Below are 13,957 nucleotides of genomic sequence, written 5' to 3'. Positions count from 1 at the left end.
AATGACGCCGACGCTTGCGCCATCCTCCCGAGTACAACTTACCGACAGCGGTAAGCTCCGCCATTTTCTCACCACTGAGCATCTGCCCCGCTCCCTGCTGGAAGATATTCTCGATACGGCTGCAAGCTTTGTGGATGTGGGCGGCCGGGCAATCAAGAAGGTCCCACTGTTACGCGGCAAAACCGTGGTGAACCTGTTCTTCGAATCCAGTACCCGCACCCGCAGCACCTTTGAGCTGGCGGCCCAGCGGCTGAGCGCGGATGTGCTCAATCTGGACATTGCCAAATCAGCGACCAGCAAGGGCGAAACCCTGCTCGATACCCTGCGTAATTTGGAAGCCATGGCGGCGGACATGTTCGTAGTGCGCCATCAGGATTCCGGAGCGCCTTTCTTCATCGCCAATGAAGTAACCCCCAACGTAGCGGTGATCAATGCCGGTGACGGACGCCATGCGCACCCCACTCAGGCGATGCTCGACATGTATACCATTCGCCACTACAAGGGCGGCTTCGAGGGCCTGAAAGTGGCCATCGTTGGTGACATTCTCCATTCCCGTGTGGCCCGCTCCCAGGTCCATGCATTGAATATTCTTGGCGCCGATGAAGTACGCCTGATCGGCCCGAAGACATTACTTCCGGTAGATGCAGAAGCCCTCGGCGCAACCGTGTTCACCGACATGGCTCAGGGCCTAAAAGACGTGGATGTGGTAATCATGCTGCGTCTGCAAAAAGAGCGTATGGATTCCGCCTTGCTGCCCAGTGAAGCTGAGTTTTTTCGGCTCTACGGGCTTAACAACGACAAGCTGCTATTTGCTAAAGAGGACGCCATCGTGATGCACCCCGGGCCTATTAACCGGGGCGTGGAAATCGCGTCGGAAGTGGCGGATGGCCCTCGATCAGTGATTCTCAACCAAGTGACGTTCGGCATCGCCGTGCGTATGGCGGTCATGTCCATGGCCATCAGTGGTCAGGATAGCGACATGTCCGCAGCGGGAGGTGCCCATGGCCAGCGCTAACCGTAAACGCGCCCACATCCTGATCCGCAAAGGCCGGGTGATTGATCCGGCCAGTGGCCGCGACGACGTGGCCGACCTGCTGATCGAAAACGGTCGCTTGACCCGCATCGGTGCCAGCCTGGATGCACCAGGTGCCGATATTATCCAGGCCGATGGCCTCTGGGTATTGCCGGGGCTAGTGGATGCCTGCGTGCATTTGTCTCTGCCCGGCAGTGGTCGCACCGGCGATATTGCCAGTGAAACCCGTGCCGCGGCGGCGGGGGGCATTACCCATTTGGCCGCCCAGCCTGATTGTGGGCCGGTGGATTCCACCGCCGTGGTTCGATTGATCCGCGAACAGGCCGGGCAGGCCGGGTTTGCCCGTATCATGCCCATCGCCGCCATGACTCAGGGCCTGCTGGGCGAACAACTGGCAGAAATGTCTACCTTGGCCCGAGCCGGCTGTATTGCGGTGGGCAATGCCGGTGGCAAGGTGGCCAATGCGCTGGTACTCAAGCGCAGCTTGGAATACGCGGCGACCTTTGATTTGCCAGTGATGTTCCGGCCGCAGGATTCGGCGCTCAGTGCCGGCGGTTGTGCCCACGAAGGGCCGGTGGCCACCCGCCTCGGCCTGCCCGGCATTCCCGCCGTGGCGGAAAGCGTGGACCTGTCACGCGACCTGTTGTTGGTGGAGGCCACCGGAGTGCGGGCACATTTCCAACAGATCTCCAGCCGCGATTCTTTGCGCCTGCTGAAAGCCGCCAAACGGCGAGGCCTGCCGGTGACCGCAGATGTGAGCATTCAGCACTTGTTGCTGGATGAATCGGCGCTGGAAGGTTTCAACAGCCATTGCCACGTGATCCCGCCGCTGCGCAGTGCCGAGGACCGGCAAGCACTGCTGGAAGCGGTGGCCGATGGCACCATCGATGCTATCTGCTCTCAGCACACGCCCATTGGTTCCTCCAGCAAGGCGGCCCCCTTCCCAACCACCAAGCCGGGTATGGCCGGGCTAGATGTGCTGCTGTCGTTAGTGCTGCAACTGGTGGATGAGGGCAAGCTGGACTTGCTGCGCGCGCTAGATGCCGTCACCGCCGCTCCCGCTCGCTGCCTCGGTATTCAGGCCGGCCAGCTGGAAGCCGGCCGCCCGGCGAGCCTATGTGTGCTCGACCCCACCGCGGCAAAAGATCTCAGCGAAGATTGGTTATCCGCCGGCAACAATTCTCCTTGGCGCCATGCTCAGCTCAAGGGCACCGTGAAGTTGACGGTATGTCAGGGCAAAGTAAGCTGGTTATCGGATTGAGCCGCCCGCTCAAAATTGAACGTTAAAAAGCGCGAGCGAGAGCCTTGCCTCTCGTTTTGCGCTTTGTTCGCATTTCAACGTTGAACATTTCGCGTTTCGTTTAATGTAGCTGAAACACTTGCTGTCTTAGGTCGGCTTCGCCGATCATCCCTGGCGCCACGCGCCAGCGCCCTTCCTTGTCTTGGAAAATGAGTGTCGGTGTGCCTTGCAGGCCGAGCCCGATCATCAACGCTGTGTTGCTTTGAATCTGGCTGCGAATGGCATCAGGTACTCGCTCCAGCGGTCGAATACCGCCGTCATCATAATACTCTTCGTGTTCTGCCAATGCAGCGCTCGGATCTGGAGCCCCCAGCACTGCAGCGCCTTGCGTGAAGCTGCGTTTAGGGTTGATCAGCCCGACGATGATATGACGGACCTGCAGCACATTATCGGCGTCGTTAATCATCGGCTGCATGTTTTCCCATAATCGAGCGCAGTAGGGGCAAGCCATATCTGTGAATAGATAGGCGACCCGCTGCGGCTCCTGCGCACCTTCTGCCACCCAGCTGCTGGCCTCTAGCTGGGTCAGCAGGCTGTCCATCGAAGCCGCTTCGGCTTGGCTAATAAGGGGAGCCAGCAGGGTTAGCAGCAGGACAACTATTTTGCTCATGGGGTGTCTCCGGAAAGGTTATGGTTGAGAAAGTGGTGCAGGCTGGCGTCGGACAGGGGGCCAAAATGGCGCGCCACTTCTTGCCCCTTATTGTCGAACAGCAGAGTCAGTGGTAGCCCTCGGTTGCCTGCATAGCGACCCAAATCGGTATGCGGGTCCAGTAGCAGGTATTCAAAGTGCAGCTGCTCTTCGGTGAGATACTGGCGAACCTGAGTCGGGTTCTCACCCTGATTGACGAGAATGAAGCGGACATCTGGGTAACGTTGCTGTGCGCTTTCAAGCACCGGCATCTCCCGTCGGCATGGTGGGCACCAGGTCGCCCACAGATTTACCAGTGTTACCCCGTTAGCCGCCGATTTTAGTGTGGCGGTCTCCCCTTCTAGGTTATACAGCGTGACGTCAGGTAGCGGGCTGGGTGTTGGCGACAATGCCTGCAGAGCAGCAAGCGTCACCGTCATGGTGAGCATGGCGGCTGCACAGGTGGATAGCAGCGCAGCCCGAACGCGGGTGTGTCGGAACAGGCTAACGGCCAGCACCGGCAGGGCCAGTAGTACACCGGGCCACCACCAGCCTCCGTCACGGATATCGAGCATGGCCAGCCAAGATTCATATTGGTTGTGGTAGCGCAACACAAATGCCAGACGGGCACCAAACACGGCGGTAACCGCAATCAACCAAAGTGTTGCTTCAATGCGTTGGCCGCGTCGTTGCCACCACAGGCTAGCCAGGGTAGCGGCGAAAAACCCGACCAGCACCACGAAGGTGCCTGCCGGCAGGGCCAGAGGCCCAATAATGACTGTGTCCACGGTATCTCCAATCAAGAAGTCACCAGTGTGACCCGGCTCCATTAACCGTGAGTTAACTGGCGGAGCATACACTGGGTTGCAACTTGAGCAGCCTAACCGGGTCAGAACGGCATGCATATTTTATTGATCGAAGATGATGCTCTGTTAGGCGACGGTATTCAGGCCGGTCTACAAGCCATGGGATTTACCGTAGCCTGGGTGACGCTTGCGCGGGACGGCCTGGCCGCTTGGAAAAGCGTGGATTTTGATGCGTTGGTGCTAGATCTAGGACTGCCCGACCAAGAGGGTAGTGAAGCCCTTTGCCAATGGCGTGAGGCTGGGCTGACGGTGCCGGTATTGATCCTCACCGCCCGAGACGCCGTGCAAGACCGCATTGATGGCTTGCAGCGCGGCGCCGATGATTACCTGATTAAGCCGTTTGATTTGGGCGAGCTGGCAGCGCGCTTACAGGCCCTATTGCGTCGTACCCGGGGCCAAGCCCGTCCGTTTATTGAGCATGGCAGGCTACGGGTCGATCCGTTCCGACAGCAAGTCTGGCTGGCGGATAAAGAAGTGGAATTGCAACGGCGGGAAATGGCGTTGTTGCTTGCTTTGTTGCAAAGCCAGGGTCGGTTACTCACGGCGGACCAATTGGCCGACCGTGTTTACGGCTGGATGGACGGCGTGGAGAGCAACGCTTTGACGGTACATATCCATAACCTGCGCCGCAAACTGGATAGTCGCATTGTGGAAACCGTACGCGGTGGCGGTTACCGGTTAGGCGCGCCGCTATGATGGCACGCTCATTACGTTCCCGGGTGCTGTGGCTGGTGGCGCTCAGCTTGCTGAGTGTCTGGTTGCTGTTGGCATTGTGGTTACACAATACCGTCAAGCAGCATCTGGGAACGGCACTGGATCAACGTCTGGCAGCGTCGGCACGCATGGTCGCTTCCATGGCCAATGCCAGTGCACCGGTGTTATCCGGTAACCCTGGGTTGCAGGCCGCGGTGAATAGCGGGTTATTTTGTCAGGTGATGAATGTACGGGGCGAAATTTTGGCACGCTCCGGTGGAGCCCCAACGGCTCACCTTGCCAGTGCTCAGGACGGCTTTACGGAACGATCCCTGGAGGGTGAGCGCTGGCGCGTGTATACCGTCAGCGAAGGGCAAATACGGGTGGCGACAGCGGAACCCATGGCGGTGCGTGAATCCCTGTTGTCGACCCTAGCCTGGGCGTTGCTGGTAGGCCTGTTGCTGGCACTATTGGGCGCCTGGTTGGCGGTGCGCTGGGCTGTGAGCCGTGGCTTGGCACCCTTGGATGCGATGCGCAAGGAATTTGAGTCACGGCCCGTGCAGACAAAATCCGGGGTGGCGTCCAGCGCGGCGGGGATAACTGAACTGATGCCATTGGTAACCGCGCTGGATGGTTGGGCCGACCAGGCCCGGCAGGCATTGTTGCGCGAACGCCGCCTAACCGATGATCTAGCCCATGAGCTGCGTACGCCGCTGGCAGCACTGAAAACCCAGTTACAAGTTGCCCGCTTAAAAATGGCTCCAGATGCACCAGCCATGATGGCATTGACGGCAGCGGAGAACGCCAGTTCAAGGATGGCGGATAACCTGCAACAGTTGCTGGCCTTGGCCCGCCTAGACGGACTACCACAGAGTCGGCCGCGCCTAGTGAGAAAGGTGATCGATGAAAGTTTGGCCCAGCTGGCCGGACACCCGCAGCGGCAAGCCGTGCAGCGTGATGACCAAGCGTGTGCCGGGATAACACTGGCAGCCCCCTCCCTGGCCAGCCTGGCATTACGCAACTTGCTGGAGAATGCGTTGCGTTACACACCAAAGGGCAAGGAAGTGTGGATTCGCGTAGTGGCGAATACCCGTGAGCTGCACATCCATGTGGAGGACCAAGGTCCAGGAATCAGTGACAATCAAGCGGTGGTTTGCGCGCGGGGCCACCGCGGGGACCGAGGGCAAACGGGTCTAGGCCTAGCCATTGTAGCCACCGTGATGGCCCGCAGCGGCGGGCAGCTTACTCTGCACAATCGCGCGGGCGGGGGGCTTTGTGCCACCTTGAGTTGGCCGCTTACGGATACTGCTTGAACATTTCCTCTACCGCTTTTTGAATATACGTATTGCGACGCTCACTGCTCATCTCATCATGCATTTTGTCACGGCTGGTTGCCTGCCACACTACATTGCGGTTCTGAGGATCAATCAACTGCACTACCAGCTTGTATTCGTCGCTAATCTCGCCTTCTGTGGGAGTGGAGGCTCCCAACCCCACATTGTTACGGGTAAAACCAAACCCAAATTGAACGGAGGAACCATCAAAGCGCTGCTCACGCTTGAAAAAGTATTTCACCTGCACATCCGCTTGGTCTGCATCGACCTCGGTCATTCCCTCCGCCGCCAGCGCTTTTTCCAGCGCAGCCAGAGTGCGTTGATCATCCAGCTCGCGGGGACCGTCTTCAGCCTGGGAAACAAAGGCGTAAGTCTGGTATTGGGCAAGATTCGCGTCCGGCTGGCTGTCGATTACCACCGGGCTAACGCAGGCACTGAGCAACAAGGCTGAGGCCAGCACCAGAAATCTCGGAATCATTAAACGTTGCATGGCAGTCTCCTCACGTTTGGCGTGTGCGCCCTATTTTACGCTTTGCGCGTCATTAGCGGGTGAGCGAGCCGAAACCGTCACCCCCGGACAAGGCAAGGCAGCAGCATCTCGAATCCGCTCCCCAAGATAACGGGCGGCTTGGCCTGCGTATTGGCCATCAGCATAAATCAGGTACAAGTCCATCATGCGCTCTACTCCTTCATCCAAGGCCAGAACCTTCAGGGCGCCGGTCTCAAGGCCGTCACCCATTTCAGATTCCGGCACCCAAGCAAAGCCCAGCCCGCGACGAATTGCTGCCATTCGAGTGGAGGCATGAGATACGGTCCAGCGCTGCTCTGCGCCGAGCCAACCGGAATCAATACGTCGGCTGCCGGAATCACGAACCACGATCTGGCGGTGGTGGCGAAGATCTTCATGGGTCAGCTCCTTAGCCTGGGCCAATGGATGATCGGCAGCTGCCACGGCCAGAAAACGTACCCGCATCAGGGGGTCGCCAAAAAAACCTGGTGGCACACGTCCGCCTACTACCACATCGGCCTCCTTGCGCAGCAGCGCTTCATCAGAGCCGGACAGGATAGTCTCACTGTATTCAACCCGTGTCAGAGGGCTGTGCTGAGCGAAAGCATCCAGCGCGGACAACATACAATGCTGGGGAAATAACCCGTCGGCCGTTACCCGTACCAGCGGCTCCCAACCCTGACTGAGCTGAATGGCCGCGCTTTCTAGGCGGTTAGCTTCCTCCACCAGCACTTTGGCTTGGCGGTACAGCATTTGTCCGGTTTCAGTGAGCTTGGCGCGTCGCCCTTCCAGAGTGAAGGCGCGCACTCCCAGCTCGGTTTCTATCTTTTGCACCGCATAGCTAATCGCCGACTGGCTCTTATTCAGGGCCTCAGCAGCGCTGGCATAGCCTCCCTCATCCACCACAGCCAGCAACGCCTGCCACTGATCCAGTGTAATTTTGGCTGACATATCGAAATTCCTGAGATAAATGTGCAGGTTTATCCCGTTTTATATCGTATTTACTGAAACCACAATAGATCCATAGAAACAATCCTGTCGCCCACCTGGGCCGGCCACACAATAAATGGAGTTGGGGTTATGAACATTCTGGTGATCAAAAGCAGCGTCTTTGGTGATAACGGTAATTCCTCCGCACTGGTTAATGCGCAGGTAGATGCGCTGAAAGCCAAACATCCGCAAGCTACGGTGCGCGTACGAGACCTGTCTACAGATCCCATTCCTCACCTAGACGGTAATCGCGTTAGCGCCTTTTTCACCTCGGCAACGCAGCGCACCGACGAACAGCAAGCGATCGACGCGTTTTCCTTGGCCCTGATTGATGAGATCAAGGCGGCAGACCATATTGTGCTGGGCCTTCCCATGTACAACTTCGGCATTCCCAGCCAGTTGAAGAGTTGGATTGATCACGTAGCCCGTGCCGGAATCACCTTTCGTTATACCGAAAAGGGGCCACAGGGTTTGCTGGAAAACAAACCTGTAACGGTACTAGCAGCCAGAGGGGGTATCTATGCCGGCACCAGCAACGATACGGTCACTCCATATATCAAATTGTTCTTCGGTTTTATCGGCATCACCGATGTGGAGTTTGTATTCGCCGAAGGGTTGAACATGGGCGACGACGTCAAAGAAAAAGCGTTAGCTGTGGCGCGTTCTGAACTACTAGCAAGCACTTGAGGTAAGACAAAAGCACATTTACGTAGAGAGAGAGCATCATGGGATTGTTAGTCGACGGAAGATGGCAAGATAAGTGGTACGACACCCAAAGTACCGGTGGTCGTTTCGAGCGCTCTCAGAGTCAGTTTCGTAACTGGATCAGCGCCGATGGCAGCGCAGGCCCCAGTGGTGAGGGCGGCTTTCAGGCGCAAAGCGGTCGCTACCATCTTTATGTCTCCTATGCCTGCCCGTGGGCCCACCGCACGCTGCTTATGCGCACGCTGAAAGGTTTGCAGCAACATATTAGTGTGTCTGTGGTTCATCCGCTCATGCTGGAGAGCGGTTGGGAACTACGGGATGACTTTGACGGGGCCACTGGAGATTCATTGTATGGTTTCAAAAAGCTGTATGAGTTGTACCTCAAGGCCGATCACAATTATACCGGTCGGGTGACCGTACCCGTACTCTGGGATACACAACAGGAAACCATCGTCAGCAATGAATCCGCCGATATTATCCGCATGCTTAACAGCAGTTTTGATGAGCTCGGCGTTACCGCGGGCGATTACTACCCTGAAGCATTACAAGCAGATATCGAAACGATCAACGAAGGCATTTATCACGACGTTAACAACGGCGTATACAAGGCCGGTTTCGCTACCCGTCAGGACGCCTACGACGATGCGGTAGAGGCCTTATTCAAGCGACTCGATGTATTAGAGGAGCGGTTGAGCAAACAGCGTTACCTGGTAGGCAATACCTTAACAGAAGCAGATATTCGGCTGTGGACCACCCTGGTTCGCTTTGACCCGGTGTATGTCACGCACTTCAAGTGCGACCGGCAACGGATCAGCGATTATCCAAATTTACAGGGCTTACTAAAAGACATTTATCAGCTTCCCGGCGTGGCCGAAACGGTGAACTTAGCACATATTCGTCACCACTATTTTCGCAGCCACCCGACTATCAACCCCCATGGGATTATTTCCATCGGCCCGCAGCTGGACTGGAACTCGCCACACGGCCGCGAGCCGTTGGGAAAGCGAGAGATTGTCCACGTCTAACACCGGCGGGACGAAGGTGATGTTTTGGCGAAATGTCGGCTTCTGCCATTAAGTTTAGGAGGTTCTTATGGAACGCAGCATTCTTAATACGTTTCGCGCAATGGATACATCCGATGGTGCTGGCGTTAAGCTGAAGCGCGCACTGGGATATACCCCTCTCATGCGTTTGGACCCGTTTCTGATGCTCGATGCGTTTTCCTCCGACAATCCCGACGATTATATTGCCGGCTTTCCGCCGCATCCGCATCGGGGATTTGAAACGGTGACCTATTTGGTGGAAGGCCATATGCGTCACCGAGATCACCTAGGAAACGAAGGGGATCTCAAACAGGGTGGCGTGCAATGGATGACCGCTGGAAGCGGTATTATCCATGAAGAAATGCCACAACAGGAAAACGGTTTGTTACGCGGTTTTCAACTGTGGATTAACTTGCCCGCAGCGGAAAAAATGAAGCCGGCAACGTATCGAGATATTGCTGATACAGAGATGCCGCGGTTGGATCTGGCCAGTGGTGGGCAGATCAAAGCCATTGCCGGTGAAGTGACGATTGCCGAGCAAACGCTCAGTGCTCCGATGAAAGGCGGCCAAACCAACCCGTTATATCTAGATGTGGTACTACGCCCGAGAGAAAACCTTACCGTGCCACTGGCGCGGGGCCATAACGCCTTTGTGTATCTGTTCGAAGGTCGCATAGAGGTGAGCGGAGAGACCGTGGAAACCCATCATCTAGCCACCTTGACCGATGGTGATAATGTAAAGCTAGTAGCAAGAAAAAGGGGGGCGCGTCTGTTATTGCTGTCAGGCAAGCCGCTGGGGGAGCCGATAGTGCAATATGGCCCCTTCGTGATGAACACTCAAAGTGAAATTAATCAAACCCTGCGGGATTACCGTGATGGAACGCTGACAGCACAGTCGTCGTTGTTATAGCGATGCGATTATGACAATAACCGGTCACCTTAGTGAACAACTCTATAATCGAAGCCTTATAAGAGTGCCACAGCGCATAGTTATTCACTTCTAGAGGCCGATGTCCAGTGAGTGATAGGCGCAGCCCTCACCCACTGGTAATAACGCTGTCACACTTTCGGACCACGCCCTTTCAGCGCATTGACGACCAGGCTAATGACCAGCAGTGCCAGAAAGATAAAGAAAATAATTTTGGCAATGGATGCCGCGCCGGAAGCGATACCACCAAAGCCGAGTACGCCAGCAATAATTGCTACGACAAGAAATGTGAGAGCCCATCCAAGCATAATTGATACCTCATCCATGGTTGGTGTGTTGTACGACCTTTCACTTTCACCGTATCAAACTGAGCACTGGCTTGGCTCATAACCACTCAGACATTTAATCTTCTTTGACATTTTAATCGTTATAGCCCGAATGCTCATCAACACATTTATTATAGGAATGGATGAAAAGCCCCCCGAAGATCATTGAGCAGCATGACCGCTATGCGTTTGCATAAGCTAATAATGAACCGTTGTGCCGGCAAGCTATGGTAGCTTGAGCAAGTAAACGCCACCTACCGATAATGATGACCGGCTGGGACCTGAAATAAATGAGGGTTGAAAATCATTTCATCGTCCTTACCGTCATCTTATCCGACCAATCACATATTGGTCTTTAATTTACATAGGAGAAACAAGAAACCTTAGCGCAAGGTAAATGCTGATTTCTGAAAGAATGACGGAGGTGATTTGATGTCAGCGCAGAACCTAACTTGCCCTGCATCGATACAAACCGATCCTTATCCCACCCGGTTACATCAACACCCGGACCAACCTTGGTACAAGCGTCAGGAGCATACGGTGAAAGGCCGCCATCTTCCTGGGCCGCTTTCCCAATCACAACTTGATAACTTTGAGCAGAACGGCTTTCTGTTCGAACGCGGTTTTTTGCACAGCGATGAAGTGAACGCGCTTTCTAACGCCATGAGCGAGCTTCTCAATCGTAATGACTATCGAAATCGCTCTTTCACAATTACCGAACCTGACAGCCAGGAGATTCGTTCTGTCTTTGCGGTACACTTTTTACATCGCGCTTTCCAAAGACTGGCCCGTGACCCACGCCTAACCGATCGGGTGAAGCAGATATTGGGAGGTGAACATTATATTCACCAATCACGCATTAACTATAAGCCAGGGTTCAAAGGTAAAGGCTTTAATTGGCATTCTGACTTTGAAACTTGGCACGCCGAGGACGGCATGCCAGCCATGCACGCGGTAAGTGCCTCAATCATTCTTACTGATAACCACACGTTCAATGGCCCACTAATGCTGATTCCCAGATCCCATCAGCATTTCATTCCCTGTATAGGAGAAACGCCAGACGAACATCACAAACAGTCGCTGAAGAAGCAGCAAATTGGTGTGCCGCCAGAAGATGCCCTGAGCGCAATGATCAATAGAAACGGCATTGAGGCGCCCACGGGCCCCGCGGGCAGCCTGCTGTTGTTCGACTGTAATACGCTGCATGGTTCTAATGCCAATATGGCACCGGATCCACGTAGCAATGTCTTCTTCGTATTCAACCGACAGGACAATGCCTGCCAGGCTCCGTATGCGGCAAAGAAACCTCGGCCAAGTTTTCTATGCCACACACCAAATCAACTATGGCAGCCCAACGATCATTAAAAAACGCTGGCTGTGGGAGCTCTGCGGCCCATAGCCAGTCAGTCGTTTTTATGCTGAAAAAAAGCTTGGATACTGGAAAAGTCCTTATCTGAGTAGCCGTGATTACCATGAGCGGCATATAGGCTTTTCGCCAAGTTACCCATGGGCGTGGCGGACTGGCTGCTGAGACCGGCTTGTAATGCCAAACCCAGATCTTTGTTCATAAGCTTTACCGCGAAACCGCCTTCATAATTTTTCGACGACGGCACATTTTCCATCACCCCGGGCCAGGGGTTGTACTTATCCAGTGACCAGTTATCACCAGAGCTGGCTTTCATAATATCGGATAACACCGCTGGATCGAGCCCATGATCCACGCCCATTTGTAGCGCTTCTGCGGTACCGATCATATGGATGGCCAGCAACATATTATTGCAGATTTTTGCTAACTGACCTGCGCCATTATCGCCGGCACGAAATACCTGTGCACCCATGCATTCTAAAACCGGACGAGCACGATCCACCGCCGCTTGCGGCCCACCGCAGATAAAGGTCAACGTCCCGGCCTTGGCTCCACCCACACCGCCAGATACAGGCGCATCAATCATCACCCTGCCTTGCTCTTTGGCTATGCTTGCCACGTCACGGGCAGTATCCGCATCGATGGTGGAACAGTCGATAATCAGTGCGCTTTCATCAATCTGTTGCAGTACGCCATCGTCGCCCAGGTAAAGTCCGCGCACGGCACCGGCAGAGGGCAGCATGCTGACAACAACCTCCGCTCCCTGCACCGCTTGCGCTGCACTACTGGCCGCTTGCGCACCTTCTTTCACGGCACCGTTGAGCAGCTCTGGAACCAGATCAAAGACAGTGACCTGATGACCAGCCTTAATCAGGTTGGCCGCCATGGGCCCACCCATATGGCCAACACCAAAGAATGCGACTTTCATTGTTATCTCTCCCTTGTTTTGTTGCAGTGGTAAGAGCGTCGCTTGAGCCGCAAAGAAACTAACCCCGCTTTCACCAGCTGGCTCGCAGCTGGAGAGTCACTCTTACGGTGATTGATTACTTAAAGAAACGACAAATCTTTTAGCACATTGCGCGCAATAATCACGCGCATGATTTCATTGGTGCCTTCCAGAATCTGATGCACCCGCGCATCACGCAGGTAGCGCTCCAACGGATACTCAGTGATATAGCCGTACCCCCCGTGCAGTTGCAACGCGTGGTTGCAGACGTTGAAACACAGATCCGTAGCCATCCGCTTGGCCATGGCGCACAGCATGCTCTTATCGCTGTGGTTTTGATCCAGTTTCCAGGCAGCCAGGCGTACCATCTGCTGTGCCGCTACCAGTTCCGTTGCCATGTCTGCCAGGGTGAATTGCACCGTCTGAAAATCGCTAATGGCCTGACCAAATTGTTTACGTTCCTGCACATATTGCTGCGCCTGATGTAGCGCTGCCTGAGCGGCACCTAGTGAACAGCTGGCAATATTGATGCGGCCACCATCCAACCCGCCCATGGCAATCTTGAAGCCCTGCCCTTCTTCACCGATCAGGCACTCCGCCGGGATTCGCACATCCTCCAGGATGACCGCTCGGGTGGGCTGACTTTTCCAGCCCATCTTGGCCTCGTTGCGGCCATAGCTAACCCCTGGCGCATCTGCGGGCACAGCAAAACAGGAAACTCCGCCAGCACCAGGGCCACCCGTGCGCGCCATCAATACCAGCACATCGGTATCTCCAGCGCCGGAAATAAAGGCCTTGGCACCATTCAATACATAGTCGCCGTTATCCTTTTTTGCCGTAGTCGAAAGTCCCGCAGCGTCCGAACCTGCATTCGGTTCAGTGAGGCAATAGGAAGCCAGCTTTTCGCCACTCATTAGGGCTTCGGCCCAGCGCGACCGTGTCGCATCGTTACCGAAGCGGGTCAACATCCAGGTAGCCATGTTATGAATGGTGATAAAGGCCGTAGTCGAAGTACACCCTTGTGACAATTGTTCGAAAATCAATGCAGCATCGAGACGGGACAAACCCATGCCACCATGCTCTTCATCACAATAGAGAGCGCAAAAACCTAACTCTCCCGCTTTACGAATGGCGTCCTTTGGAAAATAGCTTTTTGCATCCCATTCGGCGGCATAGGGAGAGAATTCTTTTTCAGAAAATTGTCTCGCCGTTTCGCGGAACGCTTGCTGCTCTTCAGTAAAAGAAAAATCCACAGTTTTTCTCGCCGTTATTTTCTATAACTCATACTCAA

At 55.2% G+C, this 13,957-nt stretch carries 15 protein-coding genes; 8 read left to right on the top strand and 7 right to left on the bottom strand.

Annotated features, from left to right (window positions below; translation table 11 throughout):
- The first annotated feature begins 1 nt into the window (after window position 1).
- Together ABO_RS00180 and ABO_RS00175 are read left to right on the top strand one after the other, a co-directional pair.
- Window positions 2–1,015, top strand: a complete 1,014-nt coding sequence (locus ABO_RS00180) for an aspartate carbamoyltransferase catalytic subunit (protein WP_011587333.1) — start codon at window positions 2–4, stop codon at window positions 1,013–1,015.
- Window positions 1,002–2,294 (top strand): dihydroorotase, encoded by a 1,293-nt coding sequence (locus ABO_RS00175; RefSeq protein WP_046961592.1) that lies wholly within the window; start codon window positions 1,002–1,004, stop codon window positions 2,292–2,294. The genes ABO_RS00180 and ABO_RS00175 overlap by 14 nt, the downstream gene beginning before the upstream one ends.
- Window positions 2,295–2,394: 100 nt before the next feature.
- On the opposite strand, the gene dsbG is transcribed toward ABO_RS00175, so the two are convergent.
- Window positions 2,395–2,943 carry a thiol:disulfide interchange protein DsbG gene (dsbG, locus tag ABO_RS00170; RefSeq protein ID WP_011587331.1) on the bottom strand — a complete coding sequence of 183 codons (549 nt, stop codon included), beginning with the start codon at window positions 2,941–2,943 and terminating at the stop codon, window positions 2,395–2,397.
- Window positions 2,940–3,749: a TlpA disulfide reductase family protein gene (locus tag ABO_RS00165; RefSeq protein WP_041704536.1), complete on the bottom strand. Its 810-nt coding sequence runs from the start codon at window positions 3,747–3,749 to the stop codon at window positions 2,940–2,942. The genes dsbG and ABO_RS00165 overlap by 4 nt, the downstream gene beginning before the upstream one ends.
- 111 nt (window positions 3,750–3,860) lie before the next feature.
- On the opposite strand from ABO_RS00165, the gene ABO_RS00160 reads away from it, so the two are divergent.
- Window positions 3,861–4,523, top strand: coding sequence for a response regulator (locus ABO_RS00160; protein WP_011587329.1), 663 nt, complete (start codon window positions 3,861–3,863; stop codon window positions 4,521–4,523).
- Window positions 4,520–5,833, top strand: a complete 1,314-nt coding sequence (locus tag ABO_RS00155; RefSeq protein WP_011587328.1) for an ATP-binding protein — start codon at window positions 4,520–4,522, stop codon at window positions 5,831–5,833. The genes ABO_RS00160 and ABO_RS00155 overlap by 4 nt, the downstream gene beginning before the upstream one ends.
- On the opposite strand, the gene ABO_RS00150 is transcribed toward ABO_RS00155, so the two are convergent.
- Window positions 5,817–6,344 carry a DUF4136 domain-containing protein gene (locus ABO_RS00150; protein ID WP_011587327.1) on the bottom strand — a complete coding sequence of 176 codons (528 nt, stop codon included), beginning with the start codon at window positions 6,342–6,344 and terminating at the stop codon, window positions 5,817–5,819. The two genes, ABO_RS00155 and ABO_RS00150, sit on opposite strands and share 17 nt — an antisense overlap.
- A gap of 30 nt (window positions 6,345–6,374) precedes the next feature.
- A complete protein-coding gene (locus tag ABO_RS00145) occupies window positions 6,375–7,313 on the bottom strand; it encodes a LysR family transcriptional regulator (RefSeq protein WP_011587326.1) in 939 nt (312 codons plus the stop codon).
- A gap of 129 nt (window positions 7,314–7,442) precedes the next feature.
- Between ABO_RS00145 and ABO_RS00140 the strand changes: the two genes are divergently transcribed.
- From ABO_RS00140 to ABO_RS00130, 3 genes are all read left to right on the top strand, one after another.
- On the top strand, window positions 7,443–8,039 hold the full coding sequence (locus ABO_RS00140) for an FMN-dependent NADH-azoreductase (protein WP_011587325.1): 597 nt from the start codon (window positions 7,443–7,445) through the stop codon (window positions 8,037–8,039).
- Window positions 8,040–8,077: 38 nt separating this feature from the next.
- On the top strand, window positions 8,078–9,082 hold the full coding sequence (locus ABO_RS00135) for a glutathione S-transferase family protein (RefSeq protein WP_011587324.1): 1,005 nt from the start codon (window positions 8,078–8,080) through the stop codon (window positions 9,080–9,082).
- 67 nt (window positions 9,083–9,149) lie between these two features.
- Window positions 9,150–10,010 carry a pirin family protein gene (locus tag ABO_RS00130; RefSeq protein WP_011587323.1) on the top strand — a complete coding sequence of 287 codons (861 nt, stop codon included), beginning with the start codon at window positions 9,150–9,152 and terminating at the stop codon, window positions 10,008–10,010.
- Between the two features lie 149 nt (window positions 10,011–10,159).
- Here ABO_RS00130 and ABO_RS14165 read toward each other — a convergent pair whose 3' ends face one another.
- Complete coding sequence (locus ABO_RS14165; RefSeq protein WP_011587322.1) at window positions 10,160–10,336, bottom strand: DUF1328 domain-containing protein; 177 nt, start codon at window positions 10,334–10,336, stop codon at window positions 10,160–10,162.
- Between the two features lie 450 nt (window positions 10,337–10,786).
- Here ABO_RS14165 and thpD point away from each other — a divergent pair, with 450 nt between their 5' ends.
- Window positions 10,787–11,719, top strand: a complete 933-nt coding sequence (thpD, locus tag ABO_RS00120) for an ectoine hydroxylase (protein WP_011587321.1) — start codon at window positions 10,787–10,789, stop codon at window positions 11,717–11,719.
- Between the two features lie 38 nt (window positions 11,720–11,757).
- Here thpD and mmsB read toward each other — a convergent pair whose 3' ends face one another.
- Together mmsB and ABO_RS00110 are read right to left on the bottom strand one after the other, a co-directional pair.
- Window positions 11,758–12,648: a 3-hydroxyisobutyrate dehydrogenase gene (gene mmsB / locus ABO_RS00115; RefSeq protein ID WP_011587320.1), complete on the bottom strand. Its 891-nt coding sequence runs from the start codon at window positions 12,646–12,648 to the stop codon at window positions 11,758–11,760.
- Between the two features lie 119 nt (window positions 12,649–12,767).
- Window positions 12,768–13,919, bottom strand: a complete 1,152-nt coding sequence (locus tag ABO_RS00110) for an acyl-CoA dehydrogenase family protein (protein ID WP_011587319.1) — start codon at window positions 13,917–13,919, stop codon at window positions 12,768–12,770.
- Window positions 13,920–13,957 lie beyond the last annotated feature (38 nt).

Source organism: Alcanivorax borkumensis SK2 (assembly GCF_000009365.1).
Classification (GTDB): Bacteria; Pseudomonadota; Gammaproteobacteria; order Pseudomonadales; family Alcanivoracaceae; genus Alcanivorax; species Alcanivorax borkumensis.
Note: the sequence above shows the minus strand (reverse complement) of the source record. Positions and strands in the feature narration are given on the sequence as shown.

Bases quoted from the DNA above. Each gene is read 5' to 3' on its own strand.
- ABO_RS00175 (WP_046961592.1), top strand. From the start codon at position 1,002: ATGGCCAGCGCTAACCGTAAACGCGCCCACATCCTGATCCGCAAAGGC.
- ABO_RS00135 (WP_011587324.1), top strand. From the start codon at position 8,078: ATGGGATTGTTAGTCGACGGAAGATGGCAAGATAAGTGGTACGACACC.
- ABO_RS00160 (WP_011587329.1), top strand. From the start codon at position 3,861: ATGCATATTTTATTGATCGAAGATGATGCTCTGTTAGGCGACGGTATT.
- ABO_RS00150 (WP_011587327.1), bottom strand. From the start codon at position 6,344: ATGCAACGTTTAATGATTCCGAGATTTCTGGTGCTGGCCTCAGCCTTG.
- ABO_RS00140 (WP_011587325.1), top strand. From the start codon at position 7,443: ATGAACATTCTGGTGATCAAAAGCAGCGTCTTTGGTGATAACGGTAAT.
- mmsB (WP_011587320.1), bottom strand. From the start codon at position 12,648: ATGAAAGTCGCATTCTTTGGTGTTGGCCATATGGGTGGGCCCATGGCG.
- ABO_RS00145 (WP_011587326.1), bottom strand. From the start codon at position 7,313: ATGTCAGCCAAAATTACACTGGATCAGTGGCAGGCGTTGCTGGCTGTG.
- ABO_RS00180 (WP_011587333.1), top strand. From the start codon at position 2: ATGACGCCGACGCTTGCGCCATCCTCCCGAGTACAACTTACCGACAGC.
- ABO_RS00130 (WP_011587323.1), top strand. From the start codon at position 9,150: ATGGAACGCAGCATTCTTAATACGTTTCGCGCAATGGATACATCCGAT.
- dsbG (WP_011587331.1), bottom strand. From the start codon at position 2,943: ATGAGCAAAATAGTTGTCCTGCTGCTAACCCTGCTGGCTCCCCTTATT.
- ABO_RS00155 (WP_011587328.1), top strand. From the start codon at position 4,520: ATGATGGCACGCTCATTACGTTCCCGGGTGCTGTGGCTGGTGGCGCTC.
- ABO_RS14165 (WP_011587322.1), bottom strand. From the start codon at position 10,336: ATGCTTGGATGGGCTCTCACATTTCTTGTCGTAGCAATTATTGCTGGC.
- thpD (WP_011587321.1), top strand. From the start codon at position 10,787: ATGTCAGCGCAGAACCTAACTTGCCCTGCATCGATACAAACCGATCCT.